Below are 18,814 nucleotides of genomic sequence, written 5' to 3' on the forward strand. Positions count from 1 at the left end.
AGATGTGTATAAGAGACAGGGTCTAGTAATTGTTCTTCAGCTTGGACTAAAAAAGCTTCGGCGTCTTTTTCAGTTAGCTTGTCACTTGTTGTTGAGTTACAGCCACTCAGAGAGAGTGCCCCAGCAACGAATACCGCGCTTAGGCTGAGTTTAAATTTTGCTGACATAATTATTCACTTTTTGTTATAGAGAACAGCGATGATAACAGCCTCTTGGCATCCCCTCAATCGCGAAAGTGTTATGTCAAGTCAAGTTAAGCCGCAGTTAAATCAAAGATTCTTCACTTATTCGCCAGGTTGCCATGTTATTTGTTGCCTGCGAATAAGTACCGTGGTTGAGTTAGTATGTTTTTCATCCATACTTACCTAATCAATAGGAAGGAGACAAACTCTCATGTGGTTAGTTTTATTAATAATTATAGCTGTTTGGATTATTTTTGGGGTTAAGGAGGTACGCGTTAAATGGGTTTCTTTACCCCTGTTCAATTATTTTAAGCGTGCATTACCAGAGTTATCCGACACGGAAAAGGAAGCAATGAAGGCCGGGGATACTTGGTGGGACGCCAGCTTGTTCAGTGGTAAGCCAGATTGGAAAATGTGGTTACACTCTGGCAAACCAAGGTTGTCGGACGAAGAACAAGCATTCGTAAACAATGAACTAAAAACGCTCATGACAATGCTCGATGAAGCACAGATTACTGCACAAGGAGATTTACCGGAAGACGTCTGGAAGTACCTCAAAGAGCAGGGGTTCTTTTCAATGATAATTCCTAAAAGCTTTGGTGGTAGGGAGTTCAGTGCACAGGCTAATTCGGTGATCGTGTCGACAATTGCAACTCGCAGTTTATCTACTGCCGTTACGGTCATGGTACCAAATAGCTTGGGGCCCGCTGAGTTGCTACTGCATTTTGGCACACAAGCGCAGCAAAATTACTGGTTGCCTAAACTTGCCAGCGCAGATGCACTGCCGTGTTTTGCATTGACGTCATTACATGCTGGCTCGGATGCGGGTGGTATTACTGATTATGCGACGGTATGTAAACAAGAGTTTGAAGGGAAGGAGACATTAGGGCTGAGGGTGACTTGGTCAAAAAGATATATCACTTTGGCGCCTATTGCGGATGTACTTGGTCTTGCATTCAAAGTATTTGACCCAGATAAACTGTTAAGTGATGACGTAGAGCTGGGTATTACTTGCGCGTTGATCCCCACCCAACATAAGGGCGTAAACCATGGTGATCGTCATGACCCAATGGGGCTTGCGTTTATGAACGGCACCACACAAGGTAAAGATGTTTTCATTCCGATGGATTGGGTAATTGGCGGTCAAGATGGCATCGGATTAGGGTGGCGCATGTTGGTTTCTTGTTTGAGTGCTGGTCGAGGTATTTCATTGCCAGCGTTAAGCGCGGGAACAGCGCAGTTATGTAGTCGTTCTACATCGGCTTACAGCCAGTTGCGCTATCAATTTAAACAACCCATTGGACAATTTGAAGGCGTGCAGAGTGCACTTGCAAGGATCTGTGGACTCACTTATAGCATTGAAGCTGCGAGAGAGAATACCGCGTTGGCTGTCGATTTAAATAAAAAGCCTTCCGTTATTACTGCAATTGCCAAGTACCACCTCACCGAGCAAGCAAGGCAGGTGATCAACGATGCAATGGATATACATGGTGGCAAAGCGATTCAAAAAGGTGCTTTGAATTATCTCGCGAATCACTACGCCGGCATGCCGATTAGTATTACGGTTGAAGGCGCAAATATTCTCACCAGAAATTTGATGATTTTTGGCCAAGGAGCCAGTCGTTGTCATCCATTCATTTTAAAAGAAATGGAAGCTGTACAGCTCGAAGACAAGGAACACGGATTAAAAGAATTTGATAAATTACTCTTGTCTCATCTGCTTCATACCGGCACAAATAGTTTGAAAGCGCTGTTCAATGGATTAACCGTTGCTCGGTTTGTCAGTTCGCCTGTCAGTGGGGATGTGGCACGTTATTACCAGTTACTCACTTGGTATAGCCAAGTGTTAGCGGTATTGAGTGATATTGCGATGTTGCGACTAGGTGGTGCACTGAAATATCGTGAAATGCAATCAGCCCGTTTGGGAGACATGCTCAGTCACTTGTATTTAGCGTCCTGCGTGTTGAAAAAGTATGAAGATGATGGCCACCAATGCGGGGATTTGCCGCTTGTCAGAGTCGCAATGGCGTACCATCTGACAAGTTACAGCCAAGCAGCGAAGACCTTTATCGAAAACTTTTTACCTAGGGGCCTAAGAAGCGTTGTAAAACGCTTGATATTTCCTTTGGGTACACGTGCGTTTGGCGCCTTAGATGACGAGGTTAAATCACTGTGTGCGAGCGTATTTGAAAACAGCAATACGCTCAATCGCATTAGTGCATTTTGTGATTGTGAGGGGATGGTTGGGCTCGAAAAGCTCGAAAAAGCAGTATCTCTGTCTAAAGGGGTGAAAGTGGCGTATCACGATTTCTTACGTTGGCAAAGAAAACAAACAGCACAATTGTACAACCAATCAGACTCTCAACAGTTAGCAGAGGCGTGTGCAGCTGGGGTTATTTCAGAGGGAGATAAGCAGGCTTTAGAAGTGTGGCTAAAAATTAGAGACGAAGCGCTTAGCGTGGATGCAAAAAGCGCTTAGGCTATCTTAGCGTGCATATGGATCAGGGTTAATTTTATCTACGTACCAGTCACCCTTACGTTTAACCATTTGCACGCTTCGCATATCGTCGACTTGGTCGCCATGTAATTGGCCGGTAAATATTAAGTTTACTTTGGCATTTTTACCATATTGCTCACGCAAGCTTTGATTTGTCATGTCCAATTCTATCGTGACACTATCATATTGCATGTTTACGAGGTTTCTCGTGAATTGAGACGTTGTGCCATAAGAGCGCATTATCCGTGCAAGCCGCGGAGTCGCAAGCTTGAGGGCTGCATTCATATCTTTGCGATTGTAAAGGGCATCAAAATACATTGTTGCAGTGTAACCAGGGGTGTCTTTATCACCTCTGCCCGCTTCTTCGTTACCACAACCAGCTAAAAATAATGTCGCAAAAGCGAAAATCAAAGAGAGATATTTCATTTTAAAAAGGAGTTACCAATCACTCTCTCTAGTGTGTCTTTATTCGAATCATTTGTAAAGTTAACTAATTAAAATAACCTAATCGTATATTTTATCTTAATATAAATAGCTTATTTTTATAATCGAAACGAATTAAGGGGGGAGGTACCATAGTGGGAACATCAGCACCTTTTAGGGCTATGTGGTTATGCCCTAAAAGGATATAAAGGTGATGATGGGTTAGTCACTCAACGGGCATTTCAGTGTATTGGCACCTTGCGTTCGATAACATAGCTCACCGTTTTCTAGTATTAGTTGCGCAATGTAATCTCCTGAGCTTTGGAAGGCGGGCGTATTATCGTCGCCAAAGCATGTCAAATGACCGTTGTTAACAAGGCATGTGTGGGTGTGGTTGCCTAAAATTTGATGCACTAATCCTGACTGAGCGATGCGTTGCTCTATCTGAGCTGAGTCTGTTCCCCAGCACTGCCAGCTTGCATCTGCAAATTGCGCACACGCGGTATCATAGTTGACCGCATTCAGTTTAACCACATGTGCTAGCGCGGGCACTTGAGCAACCGGGGAGTCGTTAAAACCAGCACAATGCACATCGCCTGCGTTGCCGAGTTGGCACGCATAGTTCCCACGTGTGACAACTTGCTTAAGTTGGTCGGGTTGCGTCTCAAAATTGAGCAGGCTGTTGTTACTCGTACATCTTGATAGGGCACGGTCTTCGACCACGCAGCGATACTGTTCTCCTTCGACCTCAAAATTATTTGCCATGGTAATTTCAGCGCTGTTTATGATAAATGTATCTGCTTCATCTCTGGTGTATAAAGACATTCTCGCTTCGATTTCTTGAGGAAGTATTTGTCGGTATTCAGTAATCAAAGCAACATCATTGGACACTTTTGATACGCCACCTGAATTGTCCCAAGCAGGAATATAATCGGTCTTTCCTTCAAGGTGATTAAATTGACCAAATAAGAAGAAATTGGCGCCGCTGACATATGTTTCGTTGACACCCGCATAAGTTCTTAACAACGAGTTATATGACTCCGCGTAAACGTTAACTTCTTTCTCAGCGAAGCCTGCTTTTATGATTAGACTAAATGATCTCATTGAACTTGCGATGTACTCGTTGTCTAGTACAGTAATCGTTGCGATGTGATTGTTGCGCGTTACTTCCAGTTTGTCGTAAGTATGCAAGTTAGTGATAGGGACAATGCGTATGTCATCAATGGGGACTGCGCTTTCTAAAGTATAATTCTGCATTACCTCGCGTTTAGGATAAATATCAAACCTTTGGTCTTTGTTGGTAATATCGATGGCACCTCTTGTTGCAACGGTATTGTGGAAAGTAAACGGTAAAGTTTCTGTGGCATGCCCACCCGATTTGTAGTTTAACGTATAACTGATCGTGTGAAAGTTATTGTAGCTCTCAACTTCTGGCACTTGTATTGTGAGTTTATTGTTTTCCTTATTGAGGTATTGGTCATCAAATTCATTGTTGATTGACCAAGTTACGCTGTCTACATTTGAGAAGTCAGTGACATTACTTGTCACAACCACTGTTTGCCCCGATGCGGCAACGTCATGGGAGCTCGTTAACGTAATTGGGTTTTGAACAATGTGTTTTTTAACTGTGACTTTCGTAGTTGCCGTTTTAGAGACGCCCCCTTTCATGTTTACTGTGAGTGATAAATCAAACTGGGTATCTTCAGCGACAATCGGAGCGACAAATTGATACACTTTGCTGTTGCTTGTTTGCTCTGTAGGTTGCGGGTTGGGTTGCCACTGCCATGTATAGCGTTCAATTTCATCACTGTGTGCAATGGTAGGGACGACACTGCTCTCTTTTGCGCTGGAAACGGTTAATTGGTCAGGTAAAGAGACACTTAAAGAAGGGCCATTGGCAGGGGACACTTTGACTGTCGCTGAGCGGGCATGTGCACCGTGTTCAGTGATTACTTTGAGCGTAACGGTAAACTCGGTTATCTGTGAGACATTGGGAAGTGCCATTTTGAGCGTTGACTCTCCCTGGTTATTCGAGGTGGAGCCTGAAACTTCATAGTTCAAGTCGATACCGTCCAGCTCCCACATCACATCTTGGATTATCGTGTCAGTTTCAAATGATGCGCTTAATGACACTGTATTGTCGCCATCAAATGCATAATTTTCTTCCATTTCAATATGTGCGCCTGCGATGACAGGGTAGAGAGTGACCATGTACGTTTTTGTTACTGTTGGGTTTACACCATCCGAAACGTCACAGCTTAAGGTAATATTTTGTTTCTCAGTCACGGTAGGGAATGTAACAAGGGTGCGCGCTAAAGACGCTTGTTCAAACTGGACTCCTGGTAGCGAGCTTGTCCAACTCACCGCAAGTTCGTCGTTGTCGGGATCGTTAAAAATGGTATTTAGGGTGATAGACTCAGCAGATACCGCCAGTGTGTTACCACTTAGCGTGATGGTAGGTGCTTTGTTCTCGGTTATTGGGCGTTGATCGTCATTACTTGATGAATCATTACCACCGCCACATGCAGTTAACAAACCTAATAGCGAGGCCAAAAGTATTTTGCGCATCTTTATTCCTTAATCAATGCTTTGTTTCACATTATCTGTTTCACTTAAATAGGAAAGCTTTCCTATTCCAAGCAATTTAGAGTGGTCTATTTTAATGGCAACTTAATAAAAAGGTTAATTTTCGTACTTCAATTGTAAGCAGTTGTAGAACGAAAAAGCCCAGCATAATACGCCGGGCTTGGTCAGGAAGGGAGTTTACTTAATTTAAAGTGGATTGTACTTGGTTGATTTCTTCAGTTTTTCTACCAAATAGTCTTTTGCCAATGCGTTTCGCGTCCTCAAGCGCGACATACTGGCAAGGGATCAATATCAGCGTAATGACCGTTGCAAACAAAACACCAAAAGCAAGCGATACAGCCATTGGGATCACGATTTGTGCTTGTAGGCTGGTTTCCATAATGATTGGTACCAAACCAATGAATGTGGTCAAAGATGTCAACAAAATTGCGCGGAATCTGCGACACCCAGCCTCGACAACCGCCTCTTTGATACTCAATCCTGTTTCTCTTGCTTTGTTGACAAAATCAACCATGACAAGTGAGTCATTCACTACGACCCCAGCGACCGCGATAATACCAAAGAAAGAGAGGCCACTCATTGTCATACCCAGTACCATATGACCCAATACTGCTCCTACAACGCCAAACGGAATCACAGACATAATTAAGAGTGGCTGAGTATAGGAGCGCAGTGGAATGGCTAGTAGGGCAAAAATGATCATTAATGACAACGCAAAATCACGAAGCTGCTCTGCCACACTGTCCATCTCTTCTTGTACACGGCCTGTAATGCTGCTGGTAACATCAGGGTAGTTTTCCAATAGGCTGGGTAAATATTCTTCGCCAATTTGTTCAGCAATTTTGAACGGTTCTGCTTGATCTGTATCTACAGATGCCCAAACATTAATCGTCCGCTTAGCATTTTCGCGACGAATACGATTTACACCTTCGACGAGCTTGATGTCAGCAACCTCAATCAGCGGGATTTCTGCGCCGGCAGGCGAGATTATACGTACATCTTGGATGTCACTGATGGCATTGCGGTGTTCTTTAGGGTAACGAACCATCACTTTGATTTCTTCGCCGTTACGCAAGATGCGCTGAGCTTCAAGACCGTAGTAGCTAAAGTTTACCTGAGAGGCAACATCCGACAGCGTTAGCCCCATGCTGTAAGCCAAAGGTTTAAGCTCGAGTCGAATTTCATCTGTTGCTGACTGCATAGAGTCATTGACATCACCCACGCCTTCAACCGTTCTTAGCTTTGCTTTTAGTTTAGCTGCGACCTCTCTGAGGGTATCCTTATTTTTACCTTCAAGGCGGAAGCTAATATCACCGTCATCTCGGCCACCGCCAAATACGTTATCCTCAATATTGAAGCTTTTGACACCAGGTAAAGGCGGCATATTTTCACGCCACATTTCACTGAGTTCAAAGGTGTCTATAGGGCGTAAATGTGGCTCTACCAAAATTGCACGGATAGATGCATTAGTGCGGCCATTCATATTCACTGACAGGTTCTTAACCATGACCTGACCGTACTGCGCTTCTACTTGTTTCTCAACTTCCCAGACCATTTTTTCAATTTTATTGGTGGTTGCAAGCGTTGCGGATTCAGAGGCTGACAGATTCATCTCAATGCGAATACTTGGAAAGTCATGGGGGATTTTAGGGTTGGCAACAAATTTTATGAAGCCTCCGGCAAATAATCCGCCACTCACAATCAAGATACAAATAAAGCCAACAATGACGGTGTAACGGTAATGTATGCACTTGTCGATAAATGGTCTGTAGATGTTTTCGATGAAGTGTTTTAAGCCATTATCCATACCTGCTCTCAAACGATGAAGTGGGTTTTTTGGGTTACTTGGCTTGTCTTTCATTGCCGCTAAGTGCGCTGGTAAAATAAGTTTTGATTCAATCAAAGAGAAGATCAAACACAGAATGATGACACCACCGATGGCTTTTGAAAATGCCGCTTCTGGGCCTGTTGACAACGTTTGAGGCAAAAAGGCTGCAATGGTGGTCAGTACGCCGAATGTTGCAGGCACCGCGACGCGTTTTACGCCACGCACAACGTTATCAAGGCTATGCCCATGTTTTTCTATTTCGGCATGCGCAGATTCGCCCACGACGATGGCATCATCGACCACAATACCCAGAACCAGAATAAAGGCGAACAATGAGGCGAGGTTAATCGTGATGTCCATAAAGCCCATAGGCATTAATAAAAACGCGCCCAGAAATGAAACGGGCAGGCCCATCATGACCCAAAATGCAAGTCTCACTCTTAAAAATAGCGCCAGCATCAACATGACCAAAATACCACCGATAACCATGTTTTCGATCATCATGTTAAGTCGGCCTTCAAGGTAGTAAGTGAAGTCTAGAAATGGCTCCAGCTTTACGTTTTGTGGCAGCTGTGATTTTTTGTCATTGAGGTAACCTTTGATAACACTGGCAACTTTTGTTATGTCTTGGTCCTTCGACGCCTTAACCTCATAAAGGAGTGAATTTCGGCCATTGTAAAGTGAGTACATTAGGCCTTCTTCAAAACCATCTGAAACTTTCGCAACGTCACCTAAACGGATCTGGGCGCCATCTTCTAATGTTATCAGCGGCAGCTGTTCAAATTCATGGCCTTGATATGCTTGGTTTTCTACTCGCATTGAAATGTAGCCATTGTCTGACCGGATCTGACCGGCTGACATATTCGCTGAAAAACTTTGAACTGCCGCTGAGATATCACGAAACGTAAGACCGTATTCACGCAGTTTATCTGGACTGACTTCGATGCCAATTTCGTAATCTAAGCCACTGTTAAATGTGACGAGATTTACCCCAGGTAGCGCGAGCATTTCATCATGCAGTGTATTACCTAGTTTCTTAAGTTCTTTGAAATCCATATCCCCATTAAGTGTTAGGAGCATCACATCTTGTTCATTTTTTTCATTACGAACAATGGGGCGCTCCATACCCGATGGAAAGTTTGAAATAGCATCTACCTGCATTTTCACTTCATCAAGGACATCTTTGGGCTCATATTGTTGGTCTACTTCAATCCAAGTTTGTGAAAAACCACGGTTTGAATAGGTGATAAGTCGTTTGATCCCTTCAAGCCCTTCCATTGCTTCTTCGACTTTGATAGTGATGCCTTCTTCGACCTCCTGAGGTGCCGCACCTGGATATACCGCTTGAATACTTAGCCAATAGTTTTTATTTTGTGGAAAGATTTGCTTCTGAATTGTGAATGCCGTCAGTAAGCCACCAACGAGCACAAAAATCATGAGCAGGTTTGCGGCAACTGGATTGCGTGCAAACCAAGCAATAATGCCTTTTTCTTGGGTTTCCATACGCGGTTACTCCTCTTTCAACGCAAGTTGAGTGGAAGTTTGGGCCACAGTGCCCTCATCAACACGCAGTTGCATGCCTTCGGTTGGGTATTCAAGTGCAGAGGTGATCAAGCTTTGTCCTGATTCAAGGCCTTGGTTGGTAACAATTAAGCCATCATACTCTCTAACAATGTTGAGCTTTTTGAAAGACAGCGTGTTATCACTGTTCAATACGGCAACTTGTCCGTCACGCACTAAATGGTGTGGGATTTCAACGGCATTTGAAACTAATTTACCTTTGATCTGAGCGTTCAGGTATGCGCCAAACCGCAATGGCTTTTGGTTGTCATCATACGGGCGGTCAACTTGTGCTACTAAGTAAGTCATGCGGCTGCGACTGTCAATCACGCCTTCACTACGTACGATTTTTCCTTGCCAGCTTACTTCTTGTCCTGCCACTTTTGCACTCAAGGTGACTGAGGCATTAATACCATTGTTGTTTAAATGTTGTAACTCGGCATCTGCCACTGGCAACCTTACTTCTGCGACTGATATCGCATTAATAACCCCAACAGAGCTACCTTGATTAACAACACTGCCTAGGCTTAATGAACGTGTATCGATAATTGCGTCGTAGGGTGCTTTGATATAGGTACGCTCAAGGTTACGTTTGGCGCGTTTCACACTGGCTTGTGCGGCCTGAAAGCGAGCTAACTTTTCAGCCAGTTGGGGCTTTCTGAGGTAGAGTTCAGAGGGAATTGTTGAGTTTGCATTATTTTTGATGCGTTCCCATTCAGTTTTTGCTACATGTGCTTGTGCCTGCTCTATTTCAAGTGCGGAGCTTGCCTGTGCAAGATTCGCTTGGGCATCAATCAGCGCGGCTTCATAATCGTTGGGATCGATACGTGCTAAAACGGCACCTTGTTTAACAAAGCCACCTTTTACGAACTCTTCAGAAAGCGCGATAATTTGTCCACTTACTTGAGCGACCAGTTGTGTGCTGTATTTTGGTTTGACGATACCATAAGAGCTCACAGACATTTGCAATGACGCTGTGTTAATCGGGGCAACTTCAACGAGAGGGTGAATGATTTTTTCTGGTTTTTCTTGCGGGGGTGTTTGCATTGAAGAAAATGCAATAGCGCTTGCAATGCCTCCGAGTAACACCACACAAGGTAATATGATTTGTTTTTTACTAGCCACGATGTTAATTCCTTCCTGAATTGACAAATTTGATACGAGCATGAATACAAGTACGCATCGGTTACACAGAATAATACGCCAATAGATATTTCTATGTGTTTTGATCTCATATCAATATGTAACAAAGCATTGCGACCTTTGTCACAAATTTACAATTTAGGGCTAAAATTGCTTAAAACCTAATAAACACGGTTTTTTGCATACATCGAATGTACTTCTCCGTATACTCTGTATTTTTACTAGTGCGGAGATTGTGATGGAGTGTAGGTTAGGGTGCGGGGCATGTTGCATTGCACCGAGTATCAGCTCGTTGAACAAAGCTGCCAATGTGCGCTGTGTGCATCTGAATCAAGATAATTTATGCGCAATATTTGGTAAACCTGAGCGTCCAAAAGTGTGTCATGATTTCAAGGCCGACAAGGAAATGTGTGGGACCAATAATAAGCAGGCAATGGCGAATTTGATCTATCTTGAAGCCGTGACTTAATCTGGCGTTTAATTAATGTGTTCAGGGCAGATTCTGCTGCTCCCTGTTGTCATGTCTCTATTTACTTGTACATCAGATCTTCTCAACTAAACTTGTTGTAGCAAACAAGGTCTCCCAAAATACTAACTCTACGTTTTTATAAGCTTAATGGTTTTCTGTAATGTTTGGCGTCAGGTTGCTTAAGGAAAGTGCACATGAATGAATTTACTATAATGATGATAGATGATGATGAGGTAGACAGGTATTTGCTCAAAAGGGCACTAAAAAGTGCAGGGTATGTAAGTTACATATTCGAAGCCGAGAATGGGCAAGCGGCCATCGACTTTTTGTCTAACTATGAAGACAATGCGAAACAGTACCCCGAGAGGTTTCCACCAATTATTATTTTCCTTGATATCAATATGCCGCTTATGGACGGTTTCGAATTCTTAGAGGCGTTTGTAAAGCTGAGGGCGTGTACACACGTATTCAACAAATCGATGCTGGCTCTGTACACATCTTCTAAGTGTGATGAAGATAAGCACAAGGCCCAAGGCTATGACTTCGTTAAAGGCTATCTGGTGAAGGAAAGTCTATCCGTACACAGCTTAAAAAAGACGATTGAAAGCTGCACTGCATAAAATCAACGGTGTTTGTACTGGGTTTTACAGTAACCCCTAACGACTTCTTTGGAGCGCATTTGCAAATGTTTGGTCTTGCGGCCCGATACCCGTGCCCGCCACGTATTGAAGCTACGAGGTTTGAGGTGTTTACGCATGAGTTTGATGACAGACGGTTCATCTAAACCAAACAAGGTGTAAATGGCTTCAAATGGTGTGCGATCTTCCCACGCCATTTCTATGATCCGTGATGTTTCATCTTCTCTTAATTGCATTATTTAACGTGCCTGTTTTTCAAGTCAGGCCGAGTTATACGCGTTATGCAATATTTTGGATTAGTTCAGCCATAGCGAAACAAGGTAAGTTGCTGTCTATGCTGGGTTAAGGTGCATAGGCTATTTAACCCTACAACCTGAATGCACCTGGAATGAGTACTACTTTGCAGACAAAGGAAAACGGGAGAATGAGACACCTTGCCAACCATATTTGATGAAGTTTCTGATATTTGCGTGGTCAGTGCCGTCGGGGTTTTGCAACACGTCTTGTCGGTAGTAGCGGCCAAAGCAGTGCAATGTCGCTTGCGCCGGCAAACTGTGCAGATCAGCAAATGCTAAAATTTTGCATGAGCCCAGATTGGTGCCAAGTTCATTTATTTGTTCGCCATTTGTAAATGCGCATGGGTCAAATACGTAATGCTGCTCTATTACTGCAATGGTGTCTTCAAACTCCACTGTCTCACTATTTGATGTTAAACGTTCAATAAATTGTTTAATACTTTCAGATGTTTTGGGGTTATTAGTCATGGCAACTACTTGTTGATTAAAAATGCCATTATGGCGAATTGACGCAAACTTGCATAGTACAACTTTAGTAAAAACAGCGTGCTATTTGTTGATATAAGCCGATGTTAGCAAAGGATTTGTGTTATAATTTAGGAGTGTCAAACATAGGAGGTACATTATTCGAGTGAGTAAAGCGAAACTAAGCCAAGACGAAAGCCTATCTTTTAAAATAAATTATCAACTCCTGCCAAAAGAGACCAACCAACTTGACCTGTACTTTTCGATACCGACCGATATGGGGATCAATGCAAATACCTTAAACGAGGTCGATTATTTCAATGCGAACATCAAAAGTCACAGTGCCTATTATTCTGAGCAGTTACATCTCCCTCTGGTCCGAAGTCGTTTTATCAGCCAAAGCAAAGGACAAAAAAGTGATTATCGCGTCAATTTGAACTTATTTTGTTATCAAATTCGCATTGCTTTGGAAGCGGATGTCAAAGATACACTGAAGCTTAAGCAGGCCGAAGCGTTTTACCCGGCTGCGATTGAGTTGGTGGCACAATCTACGAAGTTATTGGTTAAATTGAGGCGATACACGCCACCAGACAATAAACTAAAATCTTACTTTCAAAATGCCGATAACTATTTAAGTTGGCACACTGAACAGGCTTTTTTGAACTTGCTTGCGAAAGGGCCTAAATCGAGTGAGTTTAGTCGAGAAAGAAGTGTTGTTATTGATTTTTGCAAACAAGAAAGTGCTTACAGAGAAAAGCTGAGCTATAACTCGCAAGTCACATTAGAAGACCCAAATAGAATTACCAACAAAATGCGTTTGCTTGAAAGGTTAATTGAGTACGGTGTGGTATTTAATAAAGAAACCACGAATTTGGGAGCAAACCTCAAGCGCATGGCCAGAGGCGCTGTCACCGCAGTGATCATGGCATTTGTCATGTATCTGGTGCTCAATGCACGCTCCAATTTTGAAGAAATCACAGTTGCACTGATTGCATTGTTGGGCGTTATTTACGGGTTGAGGGAAACTTTTAAAGATGACTTAACCCAGTGGGCATGGCGGCAAGTGCAAAAGGGAAGGCCTAAATGGCGCAACAAATTTAAAAACTCGGTAAATGATGCAACGGTGTGCACACAAACAATTTGGTTGGAGCACATTAAGAAAAAAGAGATCCCAGAAGATGTCGACAAGCTGTTAAAAAAGCGTGGGAGGCAAAACCGCCAAGAGGCTAACTTTTTACACTTTTGTGCTAAAAACCAAGTTCATGTAGATGAGTTCTTACCGGGATATGAAGAAGTGCAGCAACGTATCACATTCAATATGAGTTCGTTTGCACGCTATTTGAAAAAAGGGGCGGGTAAACTGTACAGTTTGGACGGACATAAAGTATCAAAGAACTCGGTAGAACGGCGTTATCAAATCAATTTGGTGATGCGCTTTAAAACCCAGAATAAGGTGCAGCTAGAACGCTATAAACTGACGATGAACCGCTCCGAAATTGTGGCCATAGAACAGATGAAAGATTAACTTTGTGCGTACGCTACTAAGGCCAAATAAGCCGCGTTAAGAATATCTGAACGCGCTCTTAAAAACTTATGAATTCCTTACTTTGCAATTACTTAGTAAATTATTTAGTAGGTTAAATAAGGAGTAAATTCATGTCGAATGTAAGTCGCTTTTTAGAACGTAACACGGAAAAATCGGCGCAGTATTTTGCCCGTAAACTGGCATGCGAAACAGATTGTTCCGATGTATACGCAGACATCAGAGCTGGCGAAAATCACTTTGTACTGATTGACGTTCGCTCACACGAAGCATTTGCTAAAAGCCATGCCATGACGGCAATTAACATACCCCACGCAGAAATAACACAACTACGCATGCAGCAATTTCATCAAGATACGTTGTTTGTTGTGTACTGTTGGGGGCCCGGGTGTAATGGTGCCAGTAAAGCAGCACAAAAGCTGTCAGCTTTAGGTTATCGTGTCAAAGAAATGATTGGGGGGATTCATTACTGGGAGGACTTTGAACGTTACCCCGTCAATCGGCGTGTTGACGAAGCACAAAGCTAGTGGCGTGTTTTACGTCTCGTTTAAGAGGCAAGCATTCATTGAGGCCGCGCGTGTGATGATATGAGCTCGCAGATACGTATTACCTTGTCGGATAAGGTTTTAGATACAATGTGATAGGCGCTTCAAGTTGGGATTGGCCGTGTACTCATGTGAGTGTAGGTTGGGGTGTACCACAGCCACCGTCATATTGGTGGCTGTTTGGCTGAACTTACTTTTGTGCAGATGGAGTAGCGCTATGGAGCAGTTCAACAATGGCTTGAAAGTTTCTTTTTGACTTTTCCGAGCGTAATGCTGATTTAAGCGTTTGTTTTATGCCGGCTTGTTCGTTTTGCGAAGCTAAAGCTTTAATTGCGGCATAGCGGCTTTCTGCACTGGGGTTATTTACGGCAATGGCCAGTACGGCATCACTTGCCGCAGGTTTAAGTTGGTAATTTGCAAGTGCACCAAGTAGCGCCACCTGATTAGTGTGGTTCGGCTTTGCAAGCTGCTTCTCCAAACTTTCATAGGCTGGTGCTGTTTGTAGCATGCCTAATGCTCTAATAGAGGCCTTTTGGACACTTTTGTTTGTATCATTGACGTAACGGTCAATTTGTTCAAAGTGCTGTGTATTACGGCTATTACCAAGACCGGATATTAACGCCGACTGGGTTTTTTTATCTGTTTCAAGCGAGAGCTGCTCTGATAATACATCATGTAATGTCTGTGCCTGTGCGTCGGGCTGACGACCATGCAACATTGCGCCAATGGTCATGTAGAAACTACTTGTGACTTCAGAATCAAGACTGGTAAAGCCTCCCTCAACTTGTTCTGTTAGCAATAGCGTAAGCTCAGGGCTAAATGGGTTTCGACCCTGGGATAACGCTCTCAAAGCGCGAAACTGCATCAGTGGATCTTTCTCTGCGTCTATCAGTAAGCGTCCAAGGAGTCGCTGGCTATTTGCGCTGTCTAACTGACCCAACGCGTTAAACAGGCGCATTTGTGCATTATCTGTGAGTTGCTGTGTTAAAAATACATTGCTTAAGGCGTCGATGACGGCGTCAAATTGGGCAAGTTGCTGAGCCAATTGATAGGCCGGAATTTGAGTTAAGTCATTTTCAAGCACAAAGCGCTGAAGTGATTGCGCTAGTTTCGTTAACGCTGCTTCGCTGAGCGTTCTGTTATTTGTTGGCCAGTTAGCTAAATCTGCAGGCAATGAAAACAGGGGCGACGGGTAGGCCTGCTTCGCAGTGCTAATTTGATATTGCTGCTTCGTTTTCAAGTTTAAGCTTTGTGACTGACCGCTAAACAACAGTGTTTCTTGGCCTTTGCGGGCGCTAAAAAAGCAGGTGCTGGGCGTGATCTGATGGCCTGAAGACGCAATTTTGATAGTTTGCAAGGCACCTTGTTGTGCGTTGTGTAAGTGATACGTCTGCTTATTAAGTTGAATCTTATCGTTTTTATATTCGTACGTTACGGTGTACTGACCGAGCGTATCGTGCTCTAACTTCGATGGGTTTTCAGGGTTACGCTGAAACTGAAAATAATACGCAAGCCCTTTTAGCTGATCTTGCGCTTGTTTATTTAGTTGGGTTGGAAACCAGAATTCAGTGATCAAACCATTTTGGTTTAATTTAAATGCAAAAGGTACAGTGTAACTGTCTAATTCAGAAGCAAACTGACCACTTCCGGCTCGCACATTGTCAGCTTTGATTGCCCACCAATCGTGCTCAGCATTGTGCTCAGCCTTTTTGATAGTCAGCAACCCAGAGAGCCTGATGTGTGTTTGTTGTCCCTGATTTTTAATTTGGTCGTAATTAAAGGTTGTGCGTGTATCAATACGAAAGTCATATTGTGAAGAACAAGATGCCTGCGCATATTGACTATTAGCCAGTGCACAAAGTACACCGGCTAGCATTACTTTATTAAGCGTTATCATAGATTGATATCGCCTTCTTTGGAGTAGATTGTCCAAGATTTGTCGAATACACTATTGGTTTGATATAACCACAGATCATAGCGAGTTGTTTTCTTTCCGCAAGGGTATGGAATGCCCCATTTCTTGCACCACTTCACACCATAAGTCTCTGCGTACAAGCCAAACTTGCCAGAAATCACATCCAGATCGTTCTTTAACTCGATACCATAGTAAATATGTGGGTTCGTATTGTCATTGGTAAGCAACGCAAACCCGGCGTTTGACTCCATTGCAAAGGTATTGTCAATCAGGGTTAAGATAGCTTGAACACCAGCTGATGCAACCAGTAAGTTTACGCCACCGCGTCCAAATGCGCCAAAGTCTACATGGAATAAGTCGCCCTCAGCATACAACTCCGCGTTGTAGCCGACCGTTAATTCAAAGCCTAGGTTGCCAGTGACACCTGCTTCAACTTTGATGGGAATAGGGCCAACAGTGAACGTAGCTTGAGCAAGTACTTTGTCTTCTTCCCATTTCTTTTCCCATGACTTTTCATATTTGGCTGTGAACTTTTCATCTTCAAAAACTACGTTGTTAAAGATAATCATTTCAGACTCATAGCCCGTATTTTGACCACTGATATAGGCACTGCCGTTATATGAGATACTAAATAGTGTATTTTTAGCATTAAAGAAATAGGCCTCTACGGTGCCTTCACCCGTAATACGGCCGCCAGGGTCGCCAGTCGGGACAATGAACAACTGACCTTGAAGGTCGACACCAACACTGAATTTTGATTTGTTGCCATAGGACTTATTGAACTCGCTCGAGAAGTTTACATTCGCAAGGCCCACGGCAGCTGGTGTAATGGCTGTTTCTTCAAATTGAGTTTCTCTTGCGGGTCGCGCTTGTGGTGCATCCGTCTGCTCAAAGAAGTAAAGCGCAATAGACGTGTGGATTTCATTATTGTCGGTGCGCGTTTCTGCATCCTGCGCCGCGTCAATAAGTGTAAAACGCAGCTCTAATTGGTTGTCAGCTTGTGCATCATACTGGGCGTAAAGTTGTTGCAGTAGCGCAGGTTCTAACGCAATATCAAAACCGATGTGTTCATCGTGTAACTGCGCGGTGAATTCGTGTGCAAGCGTATCGGTGTACTGATTATTTTGCGCATCCCAAAAATGAGTTTCAACCCAATTACCTGCTACCATGACTTCAGCTTTAATATGTGACAGCCCTAAGTTCCCACCTTCATAATCAGCTTCGAAATAACCAATAAGATCGGAGTGATGTTCACTGGTACCGTTATCAACACTGGGTGCATCTAAAATAAGTGCAGACTGACCAAAAGTGGCGCTTAATAATTTGTAATCATGCCCTTCTTGTTCACGGACAACAATATCAGCATGAGGGAAATCACCATCAAGATGCGGTTCATGATCAACAGAAGGGTGGTTGTCTTCTTCGATGTCTTCTACATGTAAGTCATTTGGATCGATTTGCGCGATGATATGGTAGTTACCGCCTTCAAGTGTATTGGGCAATATTAAGTCAATTTCATGCTCAGACGCGCCCTCTGCAAGTGCAGCCAACTCCACCACTGCAATCTGCTGTATGTCTTCAATAGCCACTTCTTGCTCGCTGCGTACGTCCAGTTCATCTGAGTGCATGAGGTAGAAATGAACTTCAACATCAACATCGTTGAACCCTGTGACATCAACGGTATAGTAGGTTTTTACTGTGTCAGATGGTGACAACGTGTCCAAAGGGCCCGTAGAGATTGCGGTGATCTCTAAGTTACTTTCTACCTCCGTAATTGGGGTAACTGTGAGCGTATCATTTTCGCCAAATTGACACCCTGTCAAAGTGGCTAAGCTCAGAAGAGCCGTTGTGATTAAGCGCATGTTGATTCTCTATCTTATTTAACTCTTTATTATTGTAAGCTAAGAATATGGAGCGAGTGTGAAGTCGATTTTAAGGACCTTAGTACTAATCGACAGGAACAAGCCTACAGGGTTGGCCAGTATGTTTAACATCGTTAGAAAAAGCGGACTATTGTCGAATAAATCATGTTCAGCGCAAGTAAAGAGAGTAGCCATTTTATCACGGCGATGAGTGCAGTGTTGTTTGTTTTGAGTCTTAGCCTAGTGCCAATAAAAGAGCCAATGATGGCGCACGACACCATCACGGCAGCTAAGCTCATACTTTGCCAGAGTAAGTGTGTGATAAGCATAAAAACAGGGATCTTAGCGATGTGACTGATTGTCATGAATACGGCACTGGTCGCGACTATCTCATCTTTGGAGTGCAACGTCTTAGTGAGTTTTGATAAAGACAAGGGACCTGTGGTGCCAACGATGAGTCCTAGCCCCGTTTGCAACGCGCCGATAAGGTAAAAACTGTCGAATTGGCTGATAAAGCGCGTAAATGGTGGGCACCACAAGTTGAGCAATAGATACAAACCAATTGCACATGGGATATACGTCGTGGGTAACCCAAGCAAAATGACCCCGAACAGCAGTGACCCAATTATCGAGCCAGCTAAAAAGGGTGGTAAGAGCGCCCATTGTACAAATCTCCATGAAAAGGTCGCTCTAGAGGCGTTACTGGCAAGTTGCGTGACTCCATGAAGTGGGATCACTAATGCGGGTGCGATAAAAATGGGGAGGATTGCGATTAACAACATACCTCCACCAAAGCCGATAATGGCAGCGATGAGCGATGTGAAAAATGCGGTAATACCCAGGATCAACGCCGTCGACAATT

General features: G+C 43.5%; 14 protein-coding genes. 5 read left to right on the forward strand and 9 right to left on the reverse strand.

The window, feature by feature from the left end:
* Positions 1 to 393: 393 nt before the first annotated feature.
* Entirely contained in the window at positions 394 to 2,661 is a 2,268-nt protein-coding gene (locus tag L1286_RS21780; protein ID WP_235409152.1) for an acyl-CoA dehydrogenase, read from the forward strand.
* A gap of 6 nt (positions 2,662 to 2,667) precedes the next feature.
* Here L1286_RS21780 and L1286_RS21785 read toward each other — a convergent pair whose 3' ends face one another.
* From L1286_RS21785 to L1286_RS21800, 4 genes are all read right to left on the reverse strand, one after another.
* On the reverse strand, positions 2,668 to 3,105 hold the full coding sequence (locus tag L1286_RS21785) for a hypothetical protein (protein ID WP_235409153.1): 438 nt from the start codon (positions 3,103 to 3,105) through the stop codon (positions 2,668 to 2,670).
* A gap of 219 nt (positions 3,106 to 3,324) precedes the next feature.
* Complete coding sequence (locus tag L1286_RS21790) at positions 3,325 to 5,670, reverse strand: hypothetical protein (protein ID WP_235409154.1); 2,346 nt, start codon at positions 5,668 to 5,670, stop codon at positions 3,325 to 3,327.
* Between the two features lie 199 nt (positions 5,671 to 5,869).
* Complete coding sequence (locus L1286_RS21795) at positions 5,870 to 9,019, reverse strand: efflux RND transporter permease subunit (protein ID WP_235409155.1); 3,150 nt, start codon at positions 9,017 to 9,019, stop codon at positions 5,870 to 5,872.
* Positions 9,020 to 9,025: 6 nt separating this feature from the next.
* Positions 9,026 to 10,201 carry an efflux RND transporter periplasmic adaptor subunit gene (locus tag L1286_RS21800; protein WP_235409156.1) on the reverse strand — a complete coding sequence of 392 codons (1,176 nt, stop codon included), beginning with the start codon at positions 10,199 to 10,201 and terminating at the stop codon, positions 9,026 to 9,028.
* 256 nt (positions 10,202 to 10,457) lie between these two features.
* Here L1286_RS21800 and L1286_RS21805 point away from each other — a divergent pair, with 256 nt between their 5' ends.
* Together L1286_RS21805 and L1286_RS21810 are read left to right on the forward strand one after the other, a co-directional pair.
* Positions 10,458 to 10,688, forward strand: a complete 231-nt coding sequence (locus L1286_RS21805; RefSeq protein ID WP_235409157.1) for a YkgJ family cysteine cluster protein — start codon at positions 10,458 to 10,460, stop codon at positions 10,686 to 10,688.
* Between the two features lie 194 nt (positions 10,689 to 10,882).
* Complete coding sequence (locus L1286_RS21810) at positions 10,883 to 11,308, forward strand: response regulator (RefSeq protein ID WP_235409158.1); 426 nt, start codon at positions 10,883 to 10,885, stop codon at positions 11,306 to 11,308.
* 2 nt (positions 11,309 to 11,310) lie between these two features.
* On the opposite strand, the gene L1286_RS21815 is transcribed toward L1286_RS21810, so the two are convergent.
* Positions 11,311 to 11,562, reverse strand: coding sequence for a TIGR03643 family protein (locus L1286_RS21815; RefSeq protein ID WP_235409159.1), 252 nt, complete (start codon positions 11,560 to 11,562; stop codon positions 11,311 to 11,313).
* A gap of 159 nt (positions 11,563 to 11,721) precedes the next feature.
* On the reverse strand, positions 11,722 to 12,090 hold the full coding sequence (locus L1286_RS21820; RefSeq protein WP_235409160.1) for a HopJ type III effector protein: 369 nt from the start codon (positions 12,088 to 12,090) through the stop codon (positions 11,722 to 11,724).
* A gap of 163 nt (positions 12,091 to 12,253) precedes the next feature.
* On the opposite strand from L1286_RS21820, the gene L1286_RS21825 reads away from it, so the two are divergent.
* Positions 12,254 to 13,612: a hypothetical protein gene (locus L1286_RS21825; protein WP_235409161.1), complete on the forward strand. Its 1,359-nt coding sequence runs from the start codon at positions 12,254 to 12,256 to the stop codon at positions 13,610 to 13,612.
* A 131-nt stretch (positions 13,613 to 13,743) separates the two neighbouring features.
* Positions 13,744 to 14,157 (forward strand): rhodanese-like domain-containing protein, encoded by a 414-nt coding sequence (locus L1286_RS21830; RefSeq protein ID WP_235409162.1) that lies wholly within the window; start codon positions 13,744 to 13,746, stop codon positions 14,155 to 14,157.
* A gap of 208 nt (positions 14,158 to 14,365) precedes the next feature.
* On the opposite strand, the gene L1286_RS21835 is transcribed toward L1286_RS21830, so the two are convergent.
* The 3 genes from L1286_RS21835 to L1286_RS21845 form a co-directional block, all read right to left on the reverse strand.
* Positions 14,366 to 16,072, reverse strand: a complete 1,707-nt coding sequence (locus tag L1286_RS21835) for a HEAT repeat domain-containing protein (RefSeq protein ID WP_235409163.1) — start codon at positions 16,070 to 16,072, stop codon at positions 14,366 to 14,368.
* Positions 16,069 to 17,952, reverse strand: coding sequence for a hypothetical protein (locus L1286_RS21840; RefSeq protein WP_235409164.1), 1,884 nt, complete (start codon positions 17,950 to 17,952; stop codon positions 16,069 to 16,071). The genes L1286_RS21835 and L1286_RS21840 overlap by 4 nt, the downstream gene beginning before the upstream one ends.
* A gap of 134 nt (positions 17,953 to 18,086) precedes the next feature.
* Positions 18,087 to 18,812 (reverse strand): sulfite exporter TauE/SafE family protein, encoded by a 726-nt coding sequence (locus L1286_RS21845; RefSeq protein ID WP_235409165.1) that lies wholly within the window; start codon positions 18,810 to 18,812, stop codon positions 18,087 to 18,089.
* Between the last annotated feature and the right edge of the window lie 2 nt (positions 18,813 to 18,814).

Origin of the sequence: Pseudoalteromonas sp. SMS1 (assembly GCF_021530565.1) — a bacterium.
In the GTDB taxonomy this organism is placed as follows: Bacteria; Pseudomonadota; Gammaproteobacteria; order Enterobacterales; family Alteromonadaceae; genus Pseudoalteromonas.

Coding starts and splice junctions, on each gene's coding strand:
- L1286_RS21810 (WP_235409158.1), top strand. CDS start 10,883: ATGAATGAATTTACTATAATGATGATAGATGATGATGAGGTAGACAGG.
- L1286_RS21835 (WP_235409163.1), bottom strand. CDS start 16,072: ATGATAACGCTTAATAAAGTAATGCTAGCCGGTGTACTTTGTGCACTG.
- L1286_RS21785 (WP_235409153.1), bottom strand. CDS start 3,105: ATGAAATATCTCTCTTTGATTTTCGCTTTTGCGACATTATTTTTAGCT.
- L1286_RS21790 (WP_235409154.1), bottom strand. CDS start 5,670: ATGCGCAAAATACTTTTGGCCTCGCTATTAGGTTTGTTAACTGCATGT.
- L1286_RS21795 (WP_235409155.1), bottom strand. CDS start 9,019: ATGGAAACCCAAGAAAAAGGCATTATTGCTTGGTTTGCACGCAATCCA.
- L1286_RS21815 (WP_235409159.1), bottom strand. CDS start 11,562: ATGCAATTAAGAGAAGATGAAACATCACGGATCATAGAAATGGCGTGG.
- L1286_RS21840 (WP_235409164.1), bottom strand. CDS start 17,952: ATGCGCTTAATCACAACGGCTCTTCTGAGCTTAGCCACTTTGACAGGG.
- L1286_RS21805 (WP_235409157.1), top strand. CDS start 10,458: ATGGAGTGTAGGTTAGGGTGCGGGGCATGTTGCATTGCACCGAGTATC.
- L1286_RS21820 (WP_235409160.1), bottom strand. CDS start 12,090: ATGACTAATAACCCCAAAACATCTGAAAGTATTAAACAATTTATTGAA.
- L1286_RS21830 (WP_235409162.1), top strand. CDS start 13,744: ATGTCGAATGTAAGTCGCTTTTTAGAACGTAACACGGAAAAATCGGCG.
- L1286_RS21780 (WP_235409152.1), top strand. CDS start 394: ATGTGGTTAGTTTTATTAATAATTATAGCTGTTTGGATTATTTTTGGG.